The sequence below is a fragment of the Sphingobium agri genome (genome assembly GCF_023051225.1).
Taxonomy (GTDB): Bacteria; Pseudomonadota; Alphaproteobacteria; order Sphingomonadales; family Sphingomonadaceae; genus Sphingobium; species Sphingobium agri.
Genome location: NZ_JALKHS010000010.1, coordinates 1 through 22,465, shown reverse-complemented (window position 1 = coordinate 22,465; position 22,465 = coordinate 1). Strand labels below are relative to the sequence as shown.

Below are 22,465 nucleotides of genomic sequence, written 5' to 3'. Positions count from 1 at the left end.
CTTACCTCGGTCTTAAGTTTCGATATTGCAAAAAATGAGACGGGCGCACTCGGACGCGTCCGAAAAGAATGGGACGGGATGAATGGCCACGGCGGCAAAGGCGATCGACACTGATAGCATCCAGCGCGCGGTTGAACTGGCGGACCTCAATGCTCTGCGGGTCGCGCTCTATCAGAATAGCGGGGATGAGGAGATTGGCGCTCTGCCCGCTGCTGCGCAGATGAGCGACGGGCAGAAGGCGTTGCTGAAGGAGCGCGCGGTCGAGTGGTTGGCGGACAATGCCGGTCCGGTGGATCTGCCGGAGCCGCCCGAGGACGAGCTGCGCCGCCTGATGACGATGCTGTCGGGCGAGATGACGGATGTCGAGTTCGAGGCGCGGCGTGATCTTCCGGCCTTCCGTGCCGTTCCCTGCGCCGTCGAATGGGAAGGCGAGAAGCCTAAAATTCCCGAAGATTTCCGCATCGTCGTCATCGGCAGCGGCCCGGCTGGAATCGCGGCCGGGGTACAGTGCGAGTTGTTGGGCCTGCCCTATCTGCTGCTCGATCGTCAGCCGGAGGCGGGGGGCACCTGGACGATCAACCGCTATCCTGATGTGCGGGTCGATACGCCGTCGATCACCTATGAATATAGCTTCGAAAAACTCTATCCCTGGGGCGAGCATTTCAACCGGGGCGAGGATGTGCGCACCTACCTCCAGCATGTCTCGCGCAAATATGGGGTGATGGCGAACAGCCGCTTTGGCCATGATGTGAAGGGTGCGGTGTTTGACGAAGGGCGCAACGTCTGGAAGCTGGACGTCGAAACGCCCGGCGGACGTCAGGAGATCGTCGCCAATGTGGTGATCACCGCTTGCGGCACCTTCGCCAATGCGCAGCTGCCCGACATTGAGGGTGTGCATGATTTCGGCGGGCAGATCATTCATCCGTCCGCCTGGCCGGAGGGGCTGGACCTTAGCGGCAAACGGGTCGCCATTATCGGCAATGGGTCGACCGGCGTACAATTATTGAGCGCGGTGGCGCAAAAGGCGGGGCATGTCAGTGTCGTGCAGCGCACGCCCCAATGGATCAGCCCGCGCGAAAAATATGGCGCGCCGATCGAGCCGGAACTGGCGTGGCTCAACGAGAATATGCCCGGCTATTGGAACTGGTCCCGCTATACCGCGACGATGCCGCTGTTCGACATCGATCGCTTGCAGCGCGTCGATCGCGAATGGCAGGCTCAGGGGGGCAAGGTCAGCAAGGCGAATGACGACCTGCGGGCCTTCCTGACCAACTATATCCGGCAGGAAACCGGCGGGCGCGAAGACCTGATCGAAAAGCTGATACCCGATTATGCGCCCATGTCGCGCCGCCCGGTGGTGGACAATGGATGGTATCGCGCGCTGACCCGCGACAATGTGGAGTTGCTGACCGGATCGGTGGCGCGCTTCACGAAGAGCGGCTTTGTGATGGCGGACGGGACGGAGCGGGACTTCGAGGTCGTGATTGCCGCGACCGGTTTCGACGTGCTCAAATATCTGTGGCCCGCGCGGTACAAGGGGCTGGAGGGCAAGGACCTGCACGACACCTGGGACGCAGGCGATGGGCCGCGTGCCTATCTGTCGATGATGGTGCCGCAATTCCCCAACTTGTTCATGCTGTACGGCCCCAATTCGCAGCCGCTGACCGGGGGCACCGGCCTGCCGCAATGGTGGCTGATCTGGGCGAGCTATGCAGCCCAATGCGTCATGCGCATGCTGAAGGAAGACAAGCGGCGCGTCGATGTGAAGCCCGAGGCGTTCGAGCGCTATAATCGCGAACTGGATGCCGAGGCGCAGAACTGGCTTCAGATGACGCCTGAAGGCGGTATCGAGAAGAATTATTATGTGAACCGGGAGCATCGCAGGCTTCAAGTCAACGCGCCCTGGCTCAGCCCCGATTACCACCGCATGTGCACGGTGGTGAATTGGGACGATCTGGAATTGAGCTGAAGGAACGGCGATGCCCCGCCCGGCCCTGGCCGCGTCACGCGCCATCGACATATTGAACTTCATGGCGGCAGCGCCCTTGCGCGGCTATTCGCTGACGGAGCTGGTGCGGCAGCTGGACCTCAATCCCGCATCCTGCCACGCGCTGCTGGGCGCGATGACCCGGGACGGTTATCTCGTCCGGGCGCAACGGGGGAAGGATTATCGTCTAGGCCCGGCGCTGATCGCGATCGGTCATGCGGCGCTGCAATGCCATCCGGTGGTGGCGGCGGCGCGGAACCAGATCGCGCTTTTGTCGGCTGAGCTGGACCTGGACAGCCTGCTCACCGCGCGGCTGGATGACCGGCTGATCGCGCTCGCGTCGGAAGGGCCGGGGCGTATGCCCGGTCTGGCGGTGGGGCAGCGGGTGCCGCTGATCCCGCCGCTGGGCACGCCCTTCCTCGCCTGGGCGGGTGAGCGGGAGGTGGATAGCTGGCTGGGCAAGGCTGCGGGGGCGATCGATGCCGACCGGCTGCGCCAGTCGCTCGCGATGGTGCGGCAGCGCGGCTATGCCGTCACGCAACGCAGCCCGGAGCAGGCGGCGACAGGGCTCGCCGTTCTCGGCATGGCGGAGGAACCGCTGGCCGGAGACTGGCAAAAGCGCGTCGCGGAACGGATCGGGCAGATGGGCGAGGATTACCTGATGATCGAGGCGCAGCCCGATCGGCTGCATCCGGTGATGATGATCTCCGCCCCAGTGTTCGGCGCGGACGGCGCGGTGCTTTGTACCCTGTCGCTTTTCGGTTTCGACCGGCCGCTGCCGTTGAGCCGGATCGCTGCTCTGGGCGAGGCAGTCGCGCGGCATTGCCGGGCGGCGAGCGGGATGCCGTGTGAGCCGGACAAGCAGATGAGTGAAGTTGGGAGAGGCTGAACATGCGGGCGCTGATCTACGAAGGGCCGGGCAAGATCCGTTTTGTCGAGGATGTCGAAGTGCGCGAGCCGGGCGCGGGCGAAGTGCTGGTGCGCATCGCGGCGAGCGGCATTTGCCATTCGGACATTTCGGTCATCAACGGCACGATCGACTGGCCTGCGCCTGCGGTGCTGGGCCATGAAGGGGCGGGCATCGTCGAGAAGCTGGGGCCGGGCGTCACCGAACTGGCGGTGGGCGATCATGTGGCGCTGCATACGCTGGCCAATTGCGGGCGTTGCGGCCCGTGCGAGAGCGGCAGGCCGACCCATTGCCGCCAATCCTATGGCAACCGCGCCCAGCCGTTCAGCCGTAACGGAGAGCCGGTGTCGAGCTTTGCAGCGACATCGACCTTTGTCGAGAAGACGGTGGTGAAGGCCAATCAGGCGGTGAAAATCGACCCGACGGTGCCGCTCGACATCGCCTGCGTCGTGGGATGCGGCGTGCTGACGGGGGTGGGATCGGTCGTCAACCGGGCGCGGGTGAAGCCGGGCGAGACGGCGGCGGTGTTCGGTATTGGCGGCATCGGGCTCAACGTGCTGCAGGGCCTGCGGCTTTCGGGCGCGAGCCGGATCATCGCGATCGATTTGCTGGCGACACGCGAGGCGAAGGCGCGGGAGTTTGGGGCGACCGACTTCATCGATGCTTCGCAGGGCGATGTGCCGCAGCGGATCAAGGACATCGTGTCCGGCGGCAATCCCGATCATGGCAGCGGCGTCGATTGGGCGTTCGAGTGCGTCGGCAATACGCGCGTGCTGAACGATGCCATGGCGAGCCTTGGCTGGGGCGGCAATTGCGTGATCGTCGGGACGACTGCGATGGGCACGATGGCGGAGGTTTCGCTGACGCCGCTCTCCTTTGTTGATCGCGGCGTCATGGGTGCGCGCTATGGGGCGTCGCGGCCGCATCAGGATATCCCGTCCTATATCGCGCAATATCGGCAGGGTAAGCTGCTGCTGGATGAGCTGGTGACGCAGCGTTATGATCTGGCCGACTTCGAACGGGCCTTCCATGACCTGGAGGAGGGCAAGCTGGCGCGTGGGGTGTTCGTGCTGTGACCGCGGCCGGTGCCTGGAATCTGCCGCCGCTGCGAGAGGGCCATGCCGCCGATGACGCGCTGATCGAGCGGCGGGCGCGGGCGGCTGGTCCTGCTGATGCTGTGGAGCGGGCGGGCGAGGCGGTTATTGGTGGCGTGCGTTGTTTGGTTATCGAGCCGCGTGGGTGTGATGCGCGGGGGGAGATGATCTACCTGCATGGCGGGGGGTATCGGCTGGGTTCGCCGCTTGCCTATGTGGATTATGCGCAAAGGATCGCGGATGAGGCGGGTTGGCGGATCATCCTGCCCTTTTACCCGCTGGCTCCCGAGCAGCCCTTTCCGGCGGCGTTGCACGCTGTTGTCGCGGTTTATCGCGGGTTGGAGGACAGGCAGTCGGTGGTGGTCGCGGGCGACTCTGCCGGTGGCGGGCTAGCGGCGGCGCTCTGCATAGTTGCAGCGCGTGCTGGTGAGCGGCCTGCGGGTGCCGTGCTGGTGTCGCCGATGCTGGATTTGACGGCGCGCGGTGAAAGCCTTGACCGTAATGCGGCACGTGACCCGATGTTTTCCAAGGCTGCCGTGTTGGATAGCGCGCAGTTATATTTGCAGGGGCATGATCCGCGTGATCCGCTGGTTTCGGCGCTGGAGGCTGACCCGGCGGACTTTCCGCCGACATTGGTGCTGACCGGCGGCGCGGAGGTGTTGCTGGATGAGGTGGTTGCCTTCGCCACGCGGCTGGCGCTGGGGGATCGGCGGGTCACTTTGCATGTCGCGCCGGGCATGGGGCATGTGTGGCCTTTGCTGGCGCCTGAGACGGGCGAAGCGCGGGATGCGGTCGCGGCGATTGCGGGCTTTGTGAAAGCGTTGGAACCGGCTCAATCCGGGGTTTCCATGTAGCCGGAAAGCCGGTCCGCTCAATTGACCGGAAGCGGGCCGGTGCAGGACAAGTGTAGCATCAACCTATTATAGCTGACCGAAAGACATTGTGATGACGACGCCCAGCCTTCCCTTTCCCGTCTATGACGCGGACAATCATTTTTACGAGCCCGAGGATGCGCTGTTCCGGCATCTGCCCAAGAAGTGGCACAAGGATTTCCGCTTCGTCGAAGTGGATGGCCGCAAGCGGCTGGCGATCAAGGGGCAGATTTCGGACTATATTCCCAACCCCACCTTCGAGCGGGTCGCGGCGCCGGGGACGCATGTCAAATATTACAAGGCCGAGAATCCTGAAGGCCTGACGATGCGGCAGATGACGGGGAAGCCGATCGCTCCGCCTGAATCCTGGCGCACCGGCAAGGAACGGCTGGCGGTGCTCGACGGGCATAATGTGCACGCGGCGCTCATGTTCCCCACCCTCTTTTCGGTCATCGAAAAGTGGATGAGCTATGACCATGAGTTCCTGCACGATGCCCTGCATGCGCTCAATCAGTGGACGAGCGAGGAGTGGGGCTTTGCGCGCGAGAACCGGTTGTTCGGCGTTCCGGTGGTGTCGCTTGCCGACATGGACCGGGCGCTTGCCGAGACGGACTGGCTGATCAAGCAGGGTGCGCGGACGATTTGTATCCGACCCTCTCCGGTGCCAGGCTATCGCGGCGGGCGGTCGATGGGGCTCAAAGACTTCGATCCATTCTGGGCGCGGATCGAGGAGGCGAAGATCTTCGTGTCGATCCATGCGTCCAATTCCGACTATGATCATCTGATCGAAATGTGGACCGGCGGGGCGGAGTGGCTGCCGTTTGAATCCGATCCGTTCGTCAATTGCCTGAGGATCATCGAGCGGGCGATTTCCGACACGATCGCGGCGATCATCTGCGGCGGCGTGTTCGATCGCTTCCCGGGGGTGCGGATCGTCAGTGTCGAGAATGGCGCGAAGTGGGTCATTCCGCTGATCGAGCAGTTAAAGCATGTTTATGGGCAGATGCCGCAGAAATTCATGAATGATCCCGTTGACCAATTTCATCGGAATATCTTCGTGACGCCCTTCGTCGAGGATGATTTCGGGCAGTTGAAGGAGCATATGCAAGTCAATCGCATATTGTTCGGGAGCGACTATCCGCACCCTGAGGGGACTGAACACCCACTCGACTTCCTTCATGAGTTGACGAACTATTCCATGGCCGAGAAGGAAATGGTGATGTCGTCGAACCTCAAGGGTCTGTTGGAAGGCGTGCGCAATTAACGACGGCGGCCAGTTAGGACTACCATCAGTGAGCCAGGACGTTATCGAGCAGCTTCGCGCCAACCTGCGCGACCATAAGGACGAGCGCGGCATCGAGTTCGAGGGCCGGTGGGTGAGTTGGGGCGAGGTGGCGCGCTATGGCGATGCAGTGGTCGCGCTGCTCGACGCAGCCGGTTGCCCGCCATCGGCGAAGGTCGGCATCATCATCCGCAACCGGCTGGCACATGCGGCGGCTGTGGTGGGGCTGCTGGCGCACAGGCGGTCGGTGAGCTTCGTCTATCCCTTCCTCCCCGCGACCGCGATTTCGGACAATATCGAGAATCTGGGAGCCGCCGCGATCCTGGCGGACCAGCAGGATTGGCCGAATTTCGCGCAAGCAGCGGGACAGGCGGGCTGCGCAGGGGTAGCCTTTGGCGGGATCGACGACGCCCCGAGACTGGTCGATGGGCTGGAAAAGTGCAGGCGATCCTCGTTTGACGATGCCTTGCCCGATGGCGGGATAGAGGTGCTGTCGAGCGGGACTACGGGCACGCCCAAGCGCATTCCGATGCCGCTGAAGCTGCTGGAGCGGGCGGTGATGAGCGCACCTGGCGCAGAGTCCGGCAGCGCGCCGCCGGTGCAGATCAATATCTGGCCGCTGGGCGGTGTGGGCGGCGTGTGCCTGCTGACCGGCGCTGCCGTCAACAACACGCCGCTGGTGCTGATGGAGCGCTTCACGGTCGATGGGCTGGTGGATGCGCTGCGCCGCCACAGGCCGGACACGCTGGGCCTCAATCCCACGGCGATCGCAATGATCATGGATGCGAATGTGTCGCCCGAGGACATGGCGAGCGTGAAAAGCGTGTCGGGCGGATCGGCCTATCTGGACCCGGACCTTCAGGAACGGTTCGAGGCGCGCTATGACCTGCCGATCCTTTGGGGCATGGGGGCGACCGAATTTTGCGGCACTATCGTCCGCTGGACGCCGCAGATGCGGGCGGAGCGTGGGGACAGCAAGCGTGGCAGCACCGGCCTTCCCATGCCGGGCGTCGAGATACGCGCGATCGATCCCGAAAGCGGCGTGGAAGTGCCGCGCGGGACGGAAGGGCTGCTGGAAGTGCATTGCCCGTCGGTGCGGGCTGACTGGGTGCGGACCACCGACTTGGTGATGATCGACGAGGACGGATATGTCTTTCACCGCGGGCGGCATGATGGGGCGATCGTGCGGGGCGGCTTCAAGATATTGCCCGAGCGTGTGGTCGACGTGCTGCGTCAGCATCCGGCTGTGGTCGATGCTTCGGTGGTGGGAATACCCGACGCGCGATTGGGCGCGGTGCCGGCTGCGGCGGTCGAACTGAGCCAGAGCGCCGGGGCGGTGGATGAACAGGCGCTGCTGGCGCATGTGCGGGCCGAATTGCCGCCGACGCATGTGCCGGTGGAGATCCGGATCGTGGATGCGCTGCCCCGCACGCCATCGCTGAAGGTCAGCCTGACCGAGATCAAGAAGATGTTCCTGGCCGACGCCGCATGAGCGGGCGCGCATAACGAAGAGGATGGGGAGGATGACCGTGTCATTGCTGGGCCTTGAAGGAAAGAAGGCGCTGATCGTCGGTGGCGGGCGCGGCATGGGCGAGGCCAGCGCGCTGCTGCTGGCGGAGGCCGGATGCGACATCGCCGTGCTGGACAGCGTGATGGAACGCGCCGAGCAAGTCGCCAGCGAAGTACGCGCGATAGGGCGGGCGGGCATTCCGATCGAGGCCGATATATTGGACGAGGCATCAGTCAAGAAAGCGGTGGCGGATGCGGAAGGCGCGCTGGGCGGGCTTGATATATTGGTGACGATCGTGGGGCAGGCGCTGTTCAAACCGCTGCTCGACGTGACGTTGGAAGAATGGGATTATGACCAATCCCGGAACCTGCGCTACTTCTTCGTGACGGCGCGTGCCGTCGCCCAGTCGATGATTGCGCGCGGGGTGGGCGGATCGTTGATCTGCATCGGGTCGGTGGATGGTGCGGTCGGATCGCCGATGCATGCGCCCTATGGCGCGGCGAAGGCAGGCCTGATGCATCTGGTGAAGTCGATGGCGACCGAATGGGGCCGGCATGGTATTCGCGCCAATGCCGTGGCTCCGGGCAGCATCACGACGCCGCGCCTGCCCGAAACGGCGGAATCCCGTGCGCTGATGGAGTCGAGCGTGCTGCCGATCGGCCGTCCGGGCACGACGCGGGACGTGGCGGGGGCCGTGCTGTTCCTGGCGTCGGGATTGTCGGAATATGTGACCGGCCACAGCCTGTTCGTGGATGGCGGATGGATGGCAGCCAACCATTTCGACCCGAGGGTCATGGCGACCAAGAAGAGCAACGAATAGGAACGACGTTCACTCCGCAAGGAAGCGCCTGATCGCAGACAGGCATGTGTCGAAGGCGTCATGCTGGGGCCAGTGGCCGCTTTCGGGCAGGCGCAGTTCCCGCACATCGGGGATATGGGTGAGCAAATCGGCGGGCAAGCCGGAAGGCCAGCTGCGTTCGCCATAGAGGAGGAGGGTCGGGCAGGCGATGTTGCGCCACAAGGCCCGGACATCCTCCATCGGAATGTCGGGAAATGCCCAGACGGCGAGATAGGGATCATGCTTCCATTGCCATCCAGCCTTGCCAGCCCGCCGCAAGCCATGGCGCGTCATGTGCCGCGCCTGCGCGGAGGTGAGGAAGCCATGGCGTTCCCGCATCCGTTCGACCGCTTCGTCCACCGACGCGAAGATGCGCGGGGCGGTGCGGGAGGCGGCTCGCCGCTCCCCGAGCCAGTTGCGAGCGCTTTGGTCGATGCTTTGGCTGGACCGATGCGCCTCGATCGCGAGCGGTGCGCCGACGGCCTCGATCGCGACGATCCGGCTGATCCTGTCGGGATAGGATCCGGCAAAACGCAAGGCGATGTGCGCGCCGAGGGAATGGCCGATCAGGATGGCCGGGCGCTGCGGACCCAGCGCCAGATGCTCCGCCAGCGCGTCGAGATCGGCCAGATAGGCCGCGAAGTCGTAGCGCCCGTCCTGCGCCCAGCCGCTGTTGCCATGGCCGCGAAGATCGGGGGCAATGATGTGATAGTCGGGCAGCAGGGCATCCGCCAGCGCGTCCCAGCTGCGGCCATGATCACGGCTGCCATGCATGAGGATGGCGAGCGGCGCGCCCTCCTGCGCCCATTCGGTATAGCTGAGCGGCATGCGGCCGTTGAGGAAGCGTCGCCTGACGGGCTTTGTCCTGATGTGGGAGCGGCGTTCTCTGTCGTGCATGCTGGCAGTTTAGAGATGAGCGACGATGCGCTGGCGACCGGCAATGGCGGCTTTCCATATTCGCGTAACCGCGCGGGTCGTAGCGGATTCCGGACGCTTGAATCCCTGTTGCGCTCAGAATATGGTAGTCTTCACCAAAATTCCGGTGACCGGCAGAACCGGCGCCCGCAAGGACGATGTAGGAGGCGGGATGAGCGCTAACTCACAGACGGAAGGCAGGTCTGGCGGCCGGGGTAGCGTCAAGTCGTGCCTGCGCACCCTGGAAGTGCTGGAATATTTCATGAAGTCGGGCGAGCCTGCGCGCACGATCGAGATCAGCGAAGCATTGGGCATTCCCAATTCAAGCGCGGACGAGATTTTGCGGACGCTCGCGAGCACGGGTTATCTGAGCTATAGCCAGGCGACGAAGCTTTATGCGCCGTCCTACAAGATCATCGCCAATGCCACAGCGATCGAGCAGAGCTTTTTTGGAAGCGGCCGGATCAATGAGGTGATGGAGGATATGCGGCGCGAGACCGGCGGGTCGGTCTTCGTCACGCAGCAGAATGATTGCTGGTCGGAAAGCGTCGCGGAAATGTCCGGCGGCTGGGCGGCGAAGCCGGACGTCGAGCCTTATTATCCCACCGAGATGATCTGCTTTCAGCGTAACAGCTGGCGGCCGGGCACCAATTTCGCCGCCGCGATGCTGGCGCAGCAATCCAATGTCGACATCATCCAGCTGGCGACCCGGACGCAAAAGCTGGGCCTGGGTCCGAAGGGGCCAACGCTGATGAAGCATCTGGTGGACCGGATTTCAACGACGCGGGCGCGCGGGTTCGCCCTGTGCCGCCGGAGCGCGTCCATTCCTGTGGACTCGATCGCCGTGCCGCTGCGGGTGCCGCATGGCGTCGCCTCCTACGCGATTGGCGTGGTCGGCGATCCGCTGTTCGTGAACGACAATGATGTGCGGCAGATGCTGTCGGGCATGCAGTCGGTCATCTACCGCTATAATGATCGCATCCGCCGCAAGACGACCGTCAGCGTTCAGTAATCGCCTGGCGTGACGAGCGCCTGCGCTATGTCAGCAGCGCTGGCGATGCGTGCCACCATGCGGAGTTGATCCCGCACGATGATGTCGTGGGTGGCGGGATCGGCCGCCGCGATGCAATCTTCCGCGACGATCGCGTGATAGCCAAGGTCGGTCGCTGCCAGGGTGCAGCCTGCGACGGCGACGTTGGTGGACACGCCCGTGATGACGACCGTCCCGATGTGCAGGCGGCGCAACAGGGCGTCGAGGGCGGTGCCATGGAAGCCGATGAGGCCGGAGCTACGCTCTATGATGAAATCTTCAGTGGCAGGGGCGAGTTGCGGCATGATCTCCGCCGCTGGACTGCCGGTCACGAGCGAGCCGCCCTTGCGCGCCATTGCCGCAAGCATGCTGTTGCGCTGGACGTCCGCAAAGTCGGGGCGATGGGCGATTGTGAGGTGGAAAACCGGGAGGCGGGCGGCGCGGAAGCGGGCGGCGAGATCGGCGATGCGGGCGATGATGCCGCGTTCATTGACTTGGGCGATGAGGCCGGAAAAGCCGCCCATGCCGGGTTCGACGATGCCGCGCTGACATTCGCTGATGATCAGGGCCGGGCGGCCATGAAGTGGAACGGGCAAAGTCTTGGCTCCTGAACAAATTCCGATGGTCAAGGAGCGCTGCGCGCGCGGCTTCGGCAACAGCGGAGCGGGCCGCTCCACAGATACGGAAAGGCGGGGTTGGCGGTTGGTTGCCGTCCCGCTGCCGGTAGACATGCGGGCATAGAAGAGTGAATTTGCGTAGGAGTTGGTGAATGGCCGCGAAATATGCCGATGTGGCGGGGACTGCCCGTGCCGATTTACGGGCACGCAAGCTGCCGTTGAAGGACAGCCCGGAATTGCGTCAGGCTCTGGCGGAGGGCGAAATTCACACGCTGCTGATGACTTATGTCCATCTGAGCGGCGACGAGGCGATGCTGGACAAGTTCGTGCCCCACATCAAGTCGCCCTACGCCTATCCGCCAGAAGAGATTCCGGGCGAACTGGTCGAGGAGCTGAAGGAAAAGCTGCTTCATGTGCTGACTACGCCTGGCGCTGCAATGGACGAGGAGCCGTCCGACGCGTTGATGCACCGGATGATGTCGGCTGGCCTGGCGGAGGAGGTGGCGGACGAGTTCCTGCCGCTGCTGTTCGACCAGATCGGCTTCCGCCCCGAACAGCCCCGCCTCGCGCGCAAGGATCGGAAGCCTGCGCCTGCCGGGTTCAAGGTGCTGGTGATCGGCGCGGGGATGACGGGCATCGCGGCTGGCGTGAAGCTGGCGGAGGCGGGCTATGACTGGGAGATCATCGAGAAGAATGAGGAGGTCGGCGGCACCTGGTGGGAAAACCGCTATCCGGGCGTGGGCGTCGATACGCCGAGCCATTTCTACTCCTTCTCCTTCGCGCTGAATTCGGAATGGCATAATTATCATCCGCTGGGCACCGACATGTTCGCTTATCTGAAGCGCGTGGCGGATGATTATGACCTGCGGCCGAATATCCGCTTCAACACGCGGGTCGAAAAGCTGGTGTGGGACGAGGATGCGGCGGTGTGGAACGTCACCGTGCGCAAGAAGGATGGCAGCGCGGAGGTGATCCGCGCCAATGCGGTCATCAACGGGCATGGGCCGGTCAACCGGATGAAGTGGCCCGCCATCCCCGGGCTGGAAAGCTTTGCGGGCACGCGGCTGCATACGGCGGCGTGGGACACGTCGATTGACCTCAAGGGCAAGCGCGTCGGCGTGATCGGCACGGGCGCAAGCGCGGCGCAGCTGATCCCCGCGATCGCGGGGGATGCGGGTGAACTGCACGTCTTCCAGCGCAGCCGCCACTGGGTGATGCCGAGCCCGGCCGGGAATGACGAGGTCACGGACGGCGTCAAATATGCGATGCGGCACATTCCCCATTATCTGGAGTGGTTCCGTTTCCGCATCTACTGGTATGCGGCGGACGGCCTGTATCCCAATGTGCTGCTGGACCCCGAATGGCCGGAGGATTCTCCATCGGTCTCCGCGGTCAATGAGACGATGCGCAAGTTCGCGGTCGGCTATATCGACAAGATGTTCGCCGACCGGCCGGACCTCAAGGAAAAGCTGACGCCCGATTTCCCGGTCTTTTCAAAGCGCATCATTCTGGATCGCGGTCCCTATTTCCCCACTTATCTCCAGCCGCATGTGCATCTGGAGCAGACTGCCATCACAGAGGTCACACCCAAGGGGCTGGTGCTGAAGGATGGGCGCGAGATCGAGCTGGACGTGCTGATTTGCGCGACCGGGTTCGACGTCGCGAACATGCTGGGCGATCTTGAGATCGTGGGGATTGGTGGCAAGCATCTGCGCAGCGAATGGGGCGCGGAAGATCCGCGCGCCTATTTCGGAATGCTGGTGCCGGGCTTCCCCAACTATTTCCACACGGTGGGCCCCAACAGCGCGCCAAACCATGCGGCGGGGCAGAACCTGATTTCGGAGCGGCAGGTCAATTATGCGATCGAATGCCTCGACTGGGTCAATGCGCAGGAGAAGAGGGCGCTTCAGCCGAGCCGGTCCGCCTTCGACGCATGGCAGACCAAGGTCGAGACGCAGATGGTCAAGATGATCTGGAGCCATCCGCGCGCCTATAGCTATTATAACAATAGCAAGAAGCGGAACTTCCTATCCTGGCCGTGGCGGCTGATCGATTTCTGGAATGAGTGTCAGGGACCGCGCAAGGAAGACTTTGAACTGCTGTGAATGGAATGAGGGGCGGCCTTGCTGGGCCGCCCCTCAAACTTTCAAAGCTGGTCGGTGTAGGTGTCCGTGCCAGGGATCGTCGGGATGAAGGGCGATGCGATCGCGATGCGGCCGATGCCGCTTTCCTCGATCGCCTGGGCGAGGGGGACATAGGCGCTGTCCCAGACGGCTTTCGGGTCCTCGACGGAGAAGCTGAGGAAGACCGCGCGGTCATTGACCTCTACCGGCACATCCTTGGGACTGGTCGGATCGAGCGGCAAGGGGGAGCCGGTGAGTGCCACGTCACCCGGCAGGTCGCGGGCGCGCAGCAGGGCGGAGAGGTCCGCGCTGGTCTTGCCGGGGTTCAGATCGACGATGAAGGCGACGAGCCCGCCAAAAGGGCGATCAAGCGCGAGTTCGATCGGCATCGTGCTGCCGGGCGCATTATATTCCTCGTCGAAATTGTAGAAGCTGGTGTGGATATGGTCGCGTTCCTTGAACATGCGGCCGGCGGCGTGAAGATCATTGACCTGTTTGACCGCCCACGCGTCCCAATCCTTGTGATGCCCGTCGAGGATCCAGTAGAGTGCGAGATAGGAGCCTTTCGACAGGTCCATGCTGCCTGAACCGAAGCGCTTCGCCTTCTCCACACGGGTGGCGACGTAGCGGCCGCCTGAAACCGTGTAGGCGCCGATCATGCAGCCGCTGTAGAAATGATCGCGCTCATACCAGCGATTATAGGCGACCTCATAGCCGGGGCGCGGTTCAACCATGGTGAAGAGCAGGGAGCCCAAGCGTATCGGCCGGTTGGCGCGCGCTATGTCGGCCCTCTCATATAAGGTTTCGCAGCTTTGCATGGGCCTCTCCTGAAATTGATGGCGCACTGAAGCGTGCGCGGGAGCCGGATTAAAGCAGTGCTGCGCCTCTTCCGGGTCGGCGGAAGGTCGCGGGTGGCGCTACCGGCCTGCCAGGGCGCGATAGGCAGGGTGGCCGATGTCGCTCAGCACATCGACATGGCGGGGCGTCCAGCCCAGTTCCCGGCGGGTACGGGGGCTGCGCGAGCGGCTGCATGTCGCCATGCCGATCAAAGTTTCGAACTTCCCCCAGCGGCGAACGCCTTCGGCAAAATCGACGCTGCGCGCCTCGATGCCGAGGTCGCGCGCGACCGCTTCAGCCAGAGTGCGGTTGTTCAGTTCGCCCGCGACCGCGTGATAGAGGGCTCCGGCTGAACCCCGCTCCAGCGCGAGGCGGTAGACCTCTGCCAAGTCGTCGACATGGATGTTGGAGTAGAGGTTGAGCCCTTCCCCGAGATAGCCGACTTCGCCGGTGCGCCCCGCATCGGCGTAGAACATGCGCAGATGTCCGCAGCCGCCATGTCCCCAGATCATCGGCGGCCTGATCACCATGGCGCGCGCGCTGCCCGCCGATCCGGCGCGACGGACCATGGTTTCGGTCTCAAGGCGGAGGCCGATATATTTGGAGGGCTCGAACGGGTCGTCTTCGGCAAAACTGTCCTCGCTCCAGAGCCCATCGGTGCGTTGCGACAAAAGGCCGGTGCCGCTGGTGAAGATGAAGTGATGGCCGCGCCCGTCAGCGGCATTCAGCAGCCTTTTGACGGCGTCATGCTCCTGCTGAAGCAGCAATTGGACTGCGTAGATGGTGGCATCGTGATGGCGCATCATGTCGATCACCGCGTCCAGATGCGAAAGGTCGCCCCGCAAGGGGGTTATGCCATGATCGGCGAGCGTCCGATCGCCTTCGCCTGTACGGCTGAGGCCGCTGACCTGATGGCCGGATGCCCTGAAATGCTGGGCGATGTGCGATCCGAGATATCCGGTCGCGCCAAGGACGAGAATGCGCATCGGGTTCCTTCCGCGCGGGAGGAAGCAACAGCGATGCACCCGGCGTCAAGAGCCGGGCCGTGCGTTCCGGAGAGGCGGAGGCAAAAGGGGAGCGTCCGCAATCAGGTTCTTGCCGTCACTCCCGGGTCCCGCTCTTTCGGCAGCGTGAGACAAGAAGTGGGACCCCGGCTCAAGTCCGGGGTGACGATTATTTAGAACTGATCTTACGCTAAAGCGAGCTGACGAGATGGCCGCCGTCGACCACCAGTTCCGCGCCGGTGATGTAGGCGCCAAGGTCCGACGCGAGCAGGAGCAGGGCGCCGTCAAGATCTTCCGGACTTCCAATGCGGCGCTGCGGGATCCTGTTGATCATCGCCTTGCCCGTGTCCGTTTCCCAGACATGCTCGTTCAGCGGCGTGACGATATAGCCCGGGCAGAGGGCATTCAGGCGGATGCTGTGGCGCGCCCATTCCAGTGCCATTGCCTTGGTCATCTGTACCACGGCGGCCTTGGAAATCGAGTAGGGGCCAAGCTGAGCCCCTTGTCGAAGGCCCAGGATGGAGGCGATGTTGATGATGCTGCCCGGCGTGCCTGCCGCTACCATCGCGCGCGCCGCCCCGCGCGCGACGAGATAAGCGCCGCGCGCGTTGGTATCCATCACGCTGTCGAATTGGGTCACGTCCTGATCGAGCATCGGCCCGGTGGTGGCGATGCCTGCATTGTTGATCAGGATGTCGACGGCGCCAACCGCTTCCCACAAGCGATCGACGGAGGTGGCGTCCTGCACGTCGAGCGTGATGGCTCGCGCGTTGGGGAGCGATGCGGCGAGCCTTTCCAGCTGGTCACCCCTGCGCGCGGTAAGGACCAGCTCAACACCCTCTGCAGCGAGCGTGCGCGCGAAATGCGCGCCGAGTCCGCTGCTTGCGCCGGTGATAAGCGCGGTCCTGCCCTCAAGCCCGAAGGTGCGTGCCGTCATGCAGCCATCTTGTGCCGGGACTCCAGCGGCGCATCTGGGTGATAGCTGGTGGGGCTGGTGGCATAGGCAGCGGCCAGCGTCGCGATGAAATCGGGGTCGGACATCGGGTCTGTCGGGACCGTTACTGGAATGCCCTTCGCCTTCAGGTCCGCGATCATGATGTCGAAGGCTTGATCGGTGGTGAGGTCATCGGTGTGATCGTAGAAGCGCTTCAAGTCCGCCATGTCGGTGAACACGTGCGCGCTGTAGTGGAAGAGCATGCGCATGTCGCTGGCTTCATAACGGGCGACGATGCGATTGCCGTCTATGATGCGCCATCCATCTTCGCCATCCGCTTCGATCATCGATTGAAGCGTCATGCCAACCGCCATGTCGCGCTTTTCGCGCGGGCCGGATGCCTCGCCCCGGTGGAACATATGCTGATTGTCGGTCACCAGGCCACTGTTCCAGATGGGAGCGGTCAAGCGCTGCGGCGTGCGATCCGGGCCATCGGGCCAGTAGGTGAAGCCGCCATCAATGTCGCAGTCATAATACCAGGCGATCACCTGGCCCGCCTTCACTTCCCATGAGTCGAAGAGGCAGGATTTCGCCATGACCGCGCCCAGCCATGCGGGCATGTTGGTGGGATCGAGCCCGCGCCAGCTGCGGCCGTCGATATGGCCCGGGTCAAAGCCGTGACAGGGTGCGTTGATGTTGAATTGGAAGAGATAGGGCGCGCCGTATCGCGCTCCGTGCATTTGCCTGACCAGATCGAGCAACCTGCGGCTGTAGAATATGTCATGCGCTTCATCGATATAGGGCAGGCCATTATTGCCGAAGGTGCCGCGAAACGCCGGGGTCAGAAGGTCCGCCAAGGTGATATTTTGATTTCGTTCGCCCTTGGGCGTCGAAACGGCGAGCATTTCTTCCGCTGAACTGAAGTGGATGGCCTGGATCAACTTCCACGGACCCTGGGTGCGCAGGATGTCCATCATCTGTGCATTTTCAGCATCCGTGAAGATGTCGCTGATCGGCCGGGGCGGGACGATCGGGGTCATGGGGCGGCGGCGCTTCGATGGTTCCATGGGTCCTCTCTCTTATCATTAGAACTTCGTACGGCCGCCGCCGTCAGTGCATCTGTCGTCAGGCGGCCAGTGCTTCCTCCGGTTCAGGCGGGAAGATGGATGGCTTTCCAGGATCATAGGTCTGGACCAGCAGGCGGATGAACTGCTGATCGGTGAGCGGATCGCTCGGCACCTCGAAAGTGGCGCCGCGGGCGCGCAGATCGGCGATCAGCATGTCGAACACCTGATCATTGCTGATGTCGTCGGTGTGGTCGAGCGAGCGCTTCAGTTCGCTATAATCCATGAAGATGTCCGCACCCCAGTGGATGAGGAAGCGGAACTCTTCTTCGGGTATCTTCTGGATGACCTTGCCGTCTGTCGTGATCTGCCAGCCGTTTGGATCTTCGGGGTCGGCGCTGATGAGCGAGTTGATCGCAAGTCCTTCGGGCTGGCGAAGGGCGGCTGGGCCGCTGGCTTCGGCCGTGTGGTACATCATTTCATTTTCAACGACGACGGCGCGGCTCCACATCGGTGCCTTGATCTGCGCGGGCTGGCCCTGCGGACCATCGGGCCAATAGTTGAAGCCGCCGCCGGTCTTGCCCTTGTAATACCAGGTGATCACCTGCGCCTTTTTCGCGCGCCAATGTTCGAACAGGCCGGACTTCACCATGATGTTCATCAGCCATACCGGCGATGTCTGCATGGAGATGCCGCGGAAACGGGTGGCATCGACATGGGGCGTCTCGCTGCCACGGCAGGGGCCCTGAATGTTGAACAGCATATTGTCGGGGCGGGCATAGTCCGCTTTCCAGTAGCCGCGAACCAGATCGAGGAATTTATGGTTGAAGAAGCAATCTTCGATCTCGGGATGCTGGACTGTCGATCCTTGCGCGAAATAACCCCGGAATACCGGCGAGAGGAACATGTCCCATGTGGGCGTGAAGCCCTTTGGAAGGCCGCCGGAAGTGGTGGCCACGACTTCCTCGGGTGATTTGAAATGCTGTGCCAGGATCAAGGACCAGGGGCCGTTTTCCCGGACGACATTCAGCATGCGGCGATGCTGGTCGTCGGTATAGGCGTTTTCGATGATCTGCGGCGGGGCCACGGGGCGGAACTGGGTGGTCATGTCAACTCTCCTGAGTACCTACATCGCCGTCCGCCGTTTGGTTTGCAGCCCGTGAGAGCTGTGGCGGTTCGGTTACTGAGTGAATCCTAACTTATTCTTCCGGGGTTCGCAAGATATGACAACACATGCTGTACTTCAGGCAGGTTGGTCCGCCGACATCTCGGGCAGCCATTCACGGACTGCGGTCTTCAGCAACTTGCCGTTGGGATTGCGGGGGAGCGGCCCCTCTACGATGTAGACATGGTCGGGCACCTTGTAGTCGGAAAGATTGCGCGCGCAGAAGTCGCGCAGGGCCGTGCCATCCAACTGGCCAGGGGCCACCACGAAAGCCTCGACTCGTTCGCCGAGTACCGGGCAGGGCCTGCCGACGACAACCGCTTCAGTGACGGCTTCATGCGACATGAGCATGTTTTCGACTTCCACCGAATAGATTTTGAAGCCGCCGCGATTGATCATGTCCTTCATCCGGTCGAGCACGCGGATATAGCCTTTCGCGTCCATGGTGCCGATGTCGCCGGACCTCCAATAGCCGCCGGTGAAGCCGCGCTCCGTCGCTTCTGGATTGTTCCAGTAGCGGGGTATGGTCATTGCGCCTGCGATCCAGATTTCTCCCTGCTCCCCGCGCGGGAGTTCGCGGCCTTCCTCATCCATGATGAGAATGTCGGCATAAGGCAGGGCCTTGCCGACCTTGTCCGGATGAGCGGGACAGTCGCCGAGCGGCATCATGACCGCCGGGGAGGAGGTTTCGGTCGATCCGTAGATGTTCACCAGCGTCAGTTGGGGGAGCTGGGCGGCAAGCGTTTCGATGCAGGATTCGGCCATGGGCGCGCCGCCAAACGCGCCGATCCGCCAGTTGGACAAGTCGAAGCCAGCGAAATCCGGCTCCATCAGGCACAGCTTGTACATGGCCGGGACCATGATGGCGTAGCTCATGCGTTCGGCCTGGGCGAGTTCCAGGAAGGGGCGGGCCTTGAACGCCTGCTGCATCACCACCTTGCCCGCGACCCGGATGCTGAGCATCAGGATGAGCGCGATGCCGGTTACGTGAGAGGCGGGTACGGCGAGGATCATCGACTCGCCATCGCGCAAGCCAAGATGCTGCTGGCTGCCGATGCAGTTGGTGACGAGGCCGAGGTGGGTAAGCACCGCGCCCTTGGGGCGGCCGGTGGTGCCGGAGGTGTAGAGGATGCAGAAGGGATCGTCCTCGCCAACGGCGGCGCAGTGCGGGGCGTCGGTTGGCGGCTCGGCTTCAGCGTTGGACCATAGAGCGGCTTCGTCGGGATAGCGCAGCCAGTGGCGCAGTTCGGGATGGTCGGATCGGTTGGGCAGCTGGTCCTCCAGCGCGTCGTCAAAGATGATCGCCGCCGCGCCGCTGTCATTCAGCACATGGGCGGTTTCGGGGGCACGCTGGCGGATATTCATGGGCACGGCGATCAGGCCCAGCCTTGCCGCCGCCAGCAGCAGGGTGGAATAGTCCGCGCGGTTGGAGAGAAGGATGGCGAGCCGGTCGCCCGCTGCCAAGCCCAGGGATGTGAGGCGCGCCGCGCAGATGGCGACGCGGGCGGCGAGGACGCTATAGCTCCACCGCTCTTCGCCATCGACCAGTGCGATGGCTTCGGGCGACCGGCTGACGGCGTCCAGGAACATGGCGTAAATGTCTGCGGGGCGGTCCTGATGGCAATCGACCAGCCTGTCGTGATGCACTTCCTTGCGGAGTTGCAGATGCTTCATCTCTTTATCGGTCCTCTCCATCCGGCCTGTTGTGCTATGCCGGTCACGAAGCCCTTGCAGGGCTTTCTAATTACACCTTGCATTGTGCTTCTTCCCTTGGCAAGCGCCAGCCAACAAAAGGAGCGGAGACAAGCCATGGCAGATCATGAGGATGATGCGGCGATCGTCCGCAAGGTCGAGAATTTCGTCCGCGACGTGGTGATCCCCTATGAGACGGATGACCGGAGGGATGATCATGGTCCGCTGGACGCGCTGGTGCAGGAAATGCGGGCCAAGGCGCGTGAGGCAGGCGTCCTGACGCCGCATATCCGCGCCGACGGAACGCACATTAGCCACCGGGCGACGGCGCGCGTGCTGCGCGCTTCGGGGCTTTCGCCGCTCGGGCCGCTCGCTTGCAACACCAATGCGCCCGACGAAGGCAATATGTTCCTGCTGGGCAAGGTCGCCACCGCGGAGCAGAAGTGCCGCTATCTCGATCCGATGGTCGCGGGCAACGGACGCTCCTGCTTCCTGATGACCGAGCCGGCGGCGGAAGGCGGAACCGGATCGGACCCCTCGATGATGCAGACCGTTGCGCGGCTGGAGGATGGCGAGTGGGTGGTCAATGGGCGCAAGGCGTTCGCCACCGGGTTTGCCGGGGCCAGCTTCGCGATCCTGATGGCCAAGACGGAGCGCGATGACGGCGCGGCCGCTGCAACGATGTTCCTCGTCCCGCTGCCGCACCCCGCGCTGGTGCAGGAACGGCTGATCGGCACGATCGACAGCTCGATGCCGGGAGGCCATGCGGTGGTGAAGGTCGAAGACCTGCGCCTCCCGCCCGACGCGGTGCTGGGCGCGCCGCATGAGGGCTTTGCCTATGCGCAGGTCCGGCTCGCCCCGGCGCGGCTCACCCATTGCATGCGCTGGCTGGGCGCTGCCACGCGGGCGAACGAGATTGCGACGGACTATGCGGTCAAGCGGCAGGCGTTCGGCAAGCCGCTGATCGATCATGAGGGCGTCGGCTTCATGCTGGCCGACAACCTGATCGACCTGAAACAGTGCCAGCTGATGATCGATTGGTGCGCGGACGTATTGGACTCAGGCGAAAAGGCGATCACTGAAAGCTCGATGGCGAAGGTCGCCGTATCGGAAACGCTGTTCCGGGTGGCGGACCGGTGCGTTCAGGTGATGGGCGGGACCGGGGTCAGCCATGACACGATCGTGGAGCAGGTATTCCGCGAAATTCGCGCCTTCCGCATCTATGATGGGCCGACTGAGGTGCATAAATGGTCGCTCGCCAAGAAGATCAAGCGAGAGGCGCTGGCGAAGTCATGAATGCCGAGGAACTGAACGCCGGGCTTTCCGACGTGCGCGAGGCGCACCGTTTCGATGAAGGCGCATTGCAGGCATGGCTGCGCGAGAATGTGCCCGAAGCGCAAGGCCCGCTGACCGTTCGCCAGTTCAAGGGCGGGCAGTCCAATCCGACTTTCCGACTGGACGTGCCAGGACGCTCCTTCGTCATGCGCCGCAAGCCGCCCGGTGTGACGGTGCCGGGTGCCCATGCCGTGGATCGAGAGGCGCGGGTGATAGGCGCGCTTGGCAAGCAGGGTTTCCCTGTGCCCCGCATTTACGGCCTTTGCACGGACGATGCGGTGATCGGCAGCTGGTTCTACGTGATGGAGTGCGTCGAAGGGCGTGTGTTCTGGAATTCACGTTTTGAGACCGTCGCGGCGGAAGAGCGGGTCGCGTATTTCGACGCCATGAACGCGACTTTGGCGCAGCTTCACAATTTCGATCCTTTGGCTTTGGGTCTCGATGATTTCGGGAAGAAGGGCAATTATTTCGAGCGGCAGATTGCGCGCTGGTCGCGCCAATATCTGAGCGACGAAGCGGCAGGCCGCGATCCAAACATGGACCGGCTGATCGAATGGTTGCCGGCGAATATCCCGGCAGGCGATGAAAGCCGGATCGTCCATGGCGACTATCGTGCCGACAACATGGTGTTCCATCCGACCGAGCCACGCGTGGCGGCAGTGCTGGACTGGGAGCTTTCGACGCTGGGCCATCCACTTGCCGATTTCGTCAATCATCTGATGATGTACCGGCTGCCGCCTACCATTCTATCCGGCCTGCGGGGTGCCGACTTCGCCGCGTTGAAGCTGATGCCGGAAGAGGAGTATATCGCCGCCTATTGCCGCAGGACCGGACGAGAGGGGATCGGCCATATCGGCTTTTACCGCGCCTTCGCCCTTTTCCGGCTTGCGGCCATCTATCACGGCATTAAGGCAAGGGCACTACGCGGAACGGCCGCATCAGCGCATGCAGAAGAACTGGCGGCGCAATATCCCCTGCTCGCCCAATTGGGATGGAGCGAGGCGGAAGCGGTTTGATCAAAAGGGGAATGGTGGAATGAAGACCCGGATTACCGAGCTTACCGGCACGCGCTATCCCATTATTCAGGGTGGCATGCAGTGGGTGGGCCGTGCCGAGCTTGCGTCGGCGGTGTCCAATGCCGGCGGTCTGGGCATCCTGACGGCGCTGACGCAGCCGACGCCCGAGGCGCTGGCCGCCGAGATCGAGCGGTGCCGCACCATGACCGACAAGCCGTTCGGCGTGAACCTGACCATTTTGCC

20 protein-coding genes are annotated in these 22,465 nt (G+C 63.2%); 12 read left to right on the top strand and 8 right to left on the bottom strand.

The genetic code is table 11. The features are described from left to right. Positions 1-82 precede the first annotated feature (82 nt). The 7 genes from MU848_RS12835 (at position 83) to MU848_RS12805 (ending at position 8,472) form a co-directional block, all read left to right on the top strand. On the top strand, positions 83-1,969 hold the full coding sequence (locus MU848_RS12835; RefSeq protein ID WP_247232763.1) for a flavin-containing monooxygenase: 1,887 nt from the start codon (positions 83-85) through the stop codon (positions 1,967-1,969). A 10-nt stretch (positions 1,970-1,979) separates the two neighbouring features. Next, a complete protein-coding gene (locus MU848_RS12830; protein ID WP_247232755.1) occupies positions 1,980-2,876 on the top strand; it encodes an IclR family transcriptional regulator in 897 nt (298 codons plus the stop codon). Between the two features lie 2 nt (positions 2,877-2,878). After that, positions 2,879-3,970: a Zn-dependent alcohol dehydrogenase gene (locus tag MU848_RS12825; protein ID WP_247232754.1), complete on the top strand. Its 1,092-nt coding sequence runs from the start codon at positions 2,879-2,881 to the stop codon at positions 3,968-3,970. Next, the gene (locus tag MU848_RS12820) at positions 3,967-4,842 is read left to right on the top strand and encodes an alpha/beta hydrolase (protein WP_247232752.1); all 876 of its coding nucleotides are present in this window, start codon (positions 3,967-3,969) and stop codon (positions 4,840-4,842) included. The genes MU848_RS12825 and MU848_RS12820 overlap by 4 nt, the downstream gene beginning before the upstream one ends. 91 nt (positions 4,843-4,933) lie before the next feature. Further along, positions 4,934-6,124, top strand: coding sequence for an amidohydrolase family protein (locus MU848_RS12815; RefSeq protein ID WP_247232750.1), 1,191 nt, complete (start codon positions 4,934-4,936; stop codon positions 6,122-6,124). 28 nt (positions 6,125-6,152) lie between these two features. After that, positions 6,153-7,634, top strand: coding sequence for a class I adenylate-forming enzyme family protein (locus MU848_RS12810; RefSeq protein ID WP_247232740.1), 1,482 nt, complete (start codon positions 6,153-6,155; stop codon positions 7,632-7,634). A 31-nt stretch (positions 7,635-7,665) separates the two neighbouring features. After that, positions 7,666-8,472, top strand: a complete 807-nt coding sequence (locus tag MU848_RS12805; RefSeq protein WP_247232737.1) for an SDR family NAD(P)-dependent oxidoreductase — start codon at positions 7,666-7,668, stop codon at positions 8,470-8,472. A gap of 9 nt (positions 8,473-8,481) precedes the next feature. On the opposite strand, the gene MU848_RS12800 is transcribed toward MU848_RS12805, so the two are convergent. Next, complete coding sequence (locus tag MU848_RS12800) at positions 8,482-9,387, bottom strand: alpha/beta fold hydrolase (RefSeq protein ID WP_247232735.1); 906 nt, start codon at positions 9,385-9,387, stop codon at positions 8,482-8,484. 190 nt (positions 9,388-9,577) lie between these two features. Here MU848_RS12800 and MU848_RS12795 point away from each other — a divergent pair, with 190 nt between their 5' ends. Further along, positions 9,578-10,417: a helix-turn-helix domain-containing protein gene (locus MU848_RS12795; RefSeq protein ID WP_176502296.1), complete on the top strand. Its 840-nt coding sequence runs from the start codon at positions 9,578-9,580 to the stop codon at positions 10,415-10,417. Here MU848_RS12795 and MU848_RS12790 read toward each other — a convergent pair. After that, a complete protein-coding gene (locus MU848_RS12790; RefSeq protein ID WP_247232733.1) occupies positions 10,411-11,031 on the bottom strand; it encodes a cysteine hydrolase family protein in 621 nt (206 codons plus the stop codon). The genes MU848_RS12795 and MU848_RS12790 overlap by 7 nt on opposite strands. A gap of 173 nt (positions 11,032-11,204) precedes the next feature. Between MU848_RS12790 and MU848_RS12785 the strand changes: the two genes are divergently transcribed. Beyond that, a complete protein-coding gene (locus tag MU848_RS12785; protein ID WP_247232724.1) occupies positions 11,205-13,157 on the top strand; it encodes a flavin-containing monooxygenase in 1,953 nt (650 codons plus the stop codon). Between the two features lie 41 nt (positions 13,158-13,198). On the opposite strand, the gene MU848_RS12780 is transcribed toward MU848_RS12785, so the two are convergent. From MU848_RS12780 to MU848_RS12755, 6 genes are all read right to left on the bottom strand, one after another. Beyond that, the gene (locus tag MU848_RS12780; protein ID WP_247232722.1) at positions 13,199-13,993 is read right to left on the bottom strand and encodes a hypothetical protein; all 795 of its coding nucleotides are present in this window, start codon (positions 13,991-13,993) and stop codon (positions 13,199-13,201) included. Between the two features lie 99 nt (positions 13,994-14,092). Continuing rightward, positions 14,093-14,998 (bottom strand): NAD-dependent epimerase/dehydratase family protein, encoded by a 906-nt coding sequence (locus MU848_RS12775; RefSeq protein WP_247232720.1) that lies wholly within the window; start codon positions 14,996-14,998, stop codon positions 14,093-14,095. A 208-nt stretch (positions 14,999-15,206) separates the two neighbouring features. Further along, positions 15,207-15,953, bottom strand: coding sequence for a glucose 1-dehydrogenase (locus MU848_RS12770; RefSeq protein WP_247232718.1), 747 nt, complete (start codon positions 15,951-15,953; stop codon positions 15,207-15,209). Next, positions 15,950-17,017: a hypothetical protein gene (locus tag MU848_RS12765; RefSeq protein ID WP_247232699.1), complete on the bottom strand. Its 1,068-nt coding sequence runs from the start codon at positions 17,015-17,017 to the stop codon at positions 15,950-15,952. Before MU848_RS12765 ends, MU848_RS12770 begins: the two co-directional genes overlap by 4 nt. A 58-nt stretch (positions 17,018-17,075) precedes the next feature. Then, entirely contained in the window at positions 17,076-18,122 is a 1,047-nt protein-coding gene (locus MU848_RS12760; RefSeq protein WP_247232697.1) for a hypothetical protein, read from the bottom strand. Between the two features lie 135 nt (positions 18,123-18,257). After that, positions 18,258-19,853: a class I adenylate-forming enzyme family protein gene (locus MU848_RS12755; protein ID WP_247232695.1), complete on the bottom strand. Its 1,596-nt coding sequence runs from the start codon at positions 19,851-19,853 to the stop codon at positions 18,258-18,260. 135 nt (positions 19,854-19,988) lie between these two features. Between MU848_RS12755 and MU848_RS12750 the strand changes: the two genes are divergently transcribed. The 3 genes from MU848_RS12750 to MU848_RS12740 form a co-directional block, all read left to right on the top strand. Further along, positions 19,989-21,167 carry an acyl-CoA dehydrogenase family protein gene (locus MU848_RS12750; RefSeq protein ID WP_247232693.1) on the top strand — a complete coding sequence of 393 codons (1,179 nt, stop codon included), beginning with the start codon at positions 19,989-19,991 and terminating at the stop codon, positions 21,165-21,167. Next, positions 21,119-22,222 carry a phosphotransferase gene (locus MU848_RS12745; RefSeq protein ID WP_247232691.1) on the top strand — a complete coding sequence of 368 codons (1,104 nt, stop codon included), beginning with the start codon at positions 21,119-21,121 and terminating at the stop codon, positions 22,220-22,222. The genes MU848_RS12750 and MU848_RS12745 overlap by 49 nt, the downstream gene beginning before the upstream one ends. A 19-nt stretch (positions 22,223-22,241) precedes the next feature. After that, positions 22,242-22,465: NAD(P)H-dependent flavin oxidoreductase (locus MU848_RS12740; protein ID WP_247232623.1), on the top strand; the 224-nt coding region annotated here is incomplete at its 3' end.

What these genes read in the sequence shown, in the direction of transcription:
- MU848_RS12835 (WP_247232763.1), top strand. Translation starts at nt 83, where the DNA reads ATGGCCACGGCGGCAAAGGCGATCGACACTGATAGCATCCAGCGCGCG.
- MU848_RS12830 (WP_247232755.1), top strand. Translation starts at nt 1,980, where the DNA reads ATGCCCCGCCCGGCCCTGGCCGCGTCACGCGCCATCGACATATTGAAC.
- MU848_RS12825 (WP_247232754.1), top strand. Translation starts at nt 2,879, where the DNA reads ATGCGGGCGCTGATCTACGAAGGGCCGGGCAAGATCCGTTTTGTCGAG.
- MU848_RS12815 (WP_247232750.1), top strand. Translation starts at nt 4,934, where the DNA reads ATGACGACGCCCAGCCTTCCCTTTCCCGTCTATGACGCGGACAATCAT.
- MU848_RS12805 (WP_247232737.1), top strand. Translation starts at nt 7,666, where the DNA reads ATGACCGTGTCATTGCTGGGCCTTGAAGGAAAGAAGGCGCTGATCGTC.
- MU848_RS12800 (WP_247232735.1), bottom strand. Translation starts at nt 9,387, where the DNA reads ATGCACGACAGAGAACGCCGCTCCCACATCAGGACAAAGCCCGTCAGG.
- MU848_RS12795 (WP_176502296.1), top strand. Translation starts at nt 9,578, where the DNA reads ATGAGCGCTAACTCACAGACGGAAGGCAGGTCTGGCGGCCGGGGTAGC.
- MU848_RS12785 (WP_247232724.1), top strand. Translation starts at nt 11,205, where the DNA reads ATGGCCGCGAAATATGCCGATGTGGCGGGGACTGCCCGTGCCGATTTA.
- MU848_RS12780 (WP_247232722.1), bottom strand. Translation starts at nt 13,993, where the DNA reads ATGCAAAGCTGCGAAACCTTATATGAGAGGGCCGACATAGCGCGCGCC.
- MU848_RS12775 (WP_247232720.1), bottom strand. Translation starts at nt 14,998, where the DNA reads ATGCGCATTCTCGTCCTTGGCGCGACCGGATATCTCGGATCGCACATC.
- MU848_RS12770 (WP_247232718.1), bottom strand. Translation starts at nt 15,953, where the DNA reads ATGACGGCACGCACCTTCGGGCTTGAGGGCAGGACCGCGCTTATCACC.
- MU848_RS12765 (WP_247232699.1), bottom strand. Translation starts at nt 17,017, where the DNA reads ATGGAACCATCGAAGCGCCGCCGCCCCATGACCCCGATCGTCCCGCCC.
- MU848_RS12760 (WP_247232697.1), bottom strand. Translation starts at nt 18,122, where the DNA reads ATGACCACCCAGTTCCGCCCCGTGGCCCCGCCGCAGATCATCGAAAAC.
- MU848_RS12755 (WP_247232695.1), bottom strand. Translation starts at nt 19,853, where the DNA reads ATGAAGCATCTGCAACTCCGCAAGGAAGTGCATCACGACAGGCTGGTC.
- MU848_RS12750 (WP_247232693.1), top strand. Translation starts at nt 19,989, where the DNA reads ATGGCAGATCATGAGGATGATGCGGCGATCGTCCGCAAGGTCGAGAAT.
- MU848_RS12745 (WP_247232691.1), top strand. Translation starts at nt 21,119, where the DNA reads ATGGTCGCTCGCCAAGAAGATCAAGCGAGAGGCGCTGGCGAAGTCATG.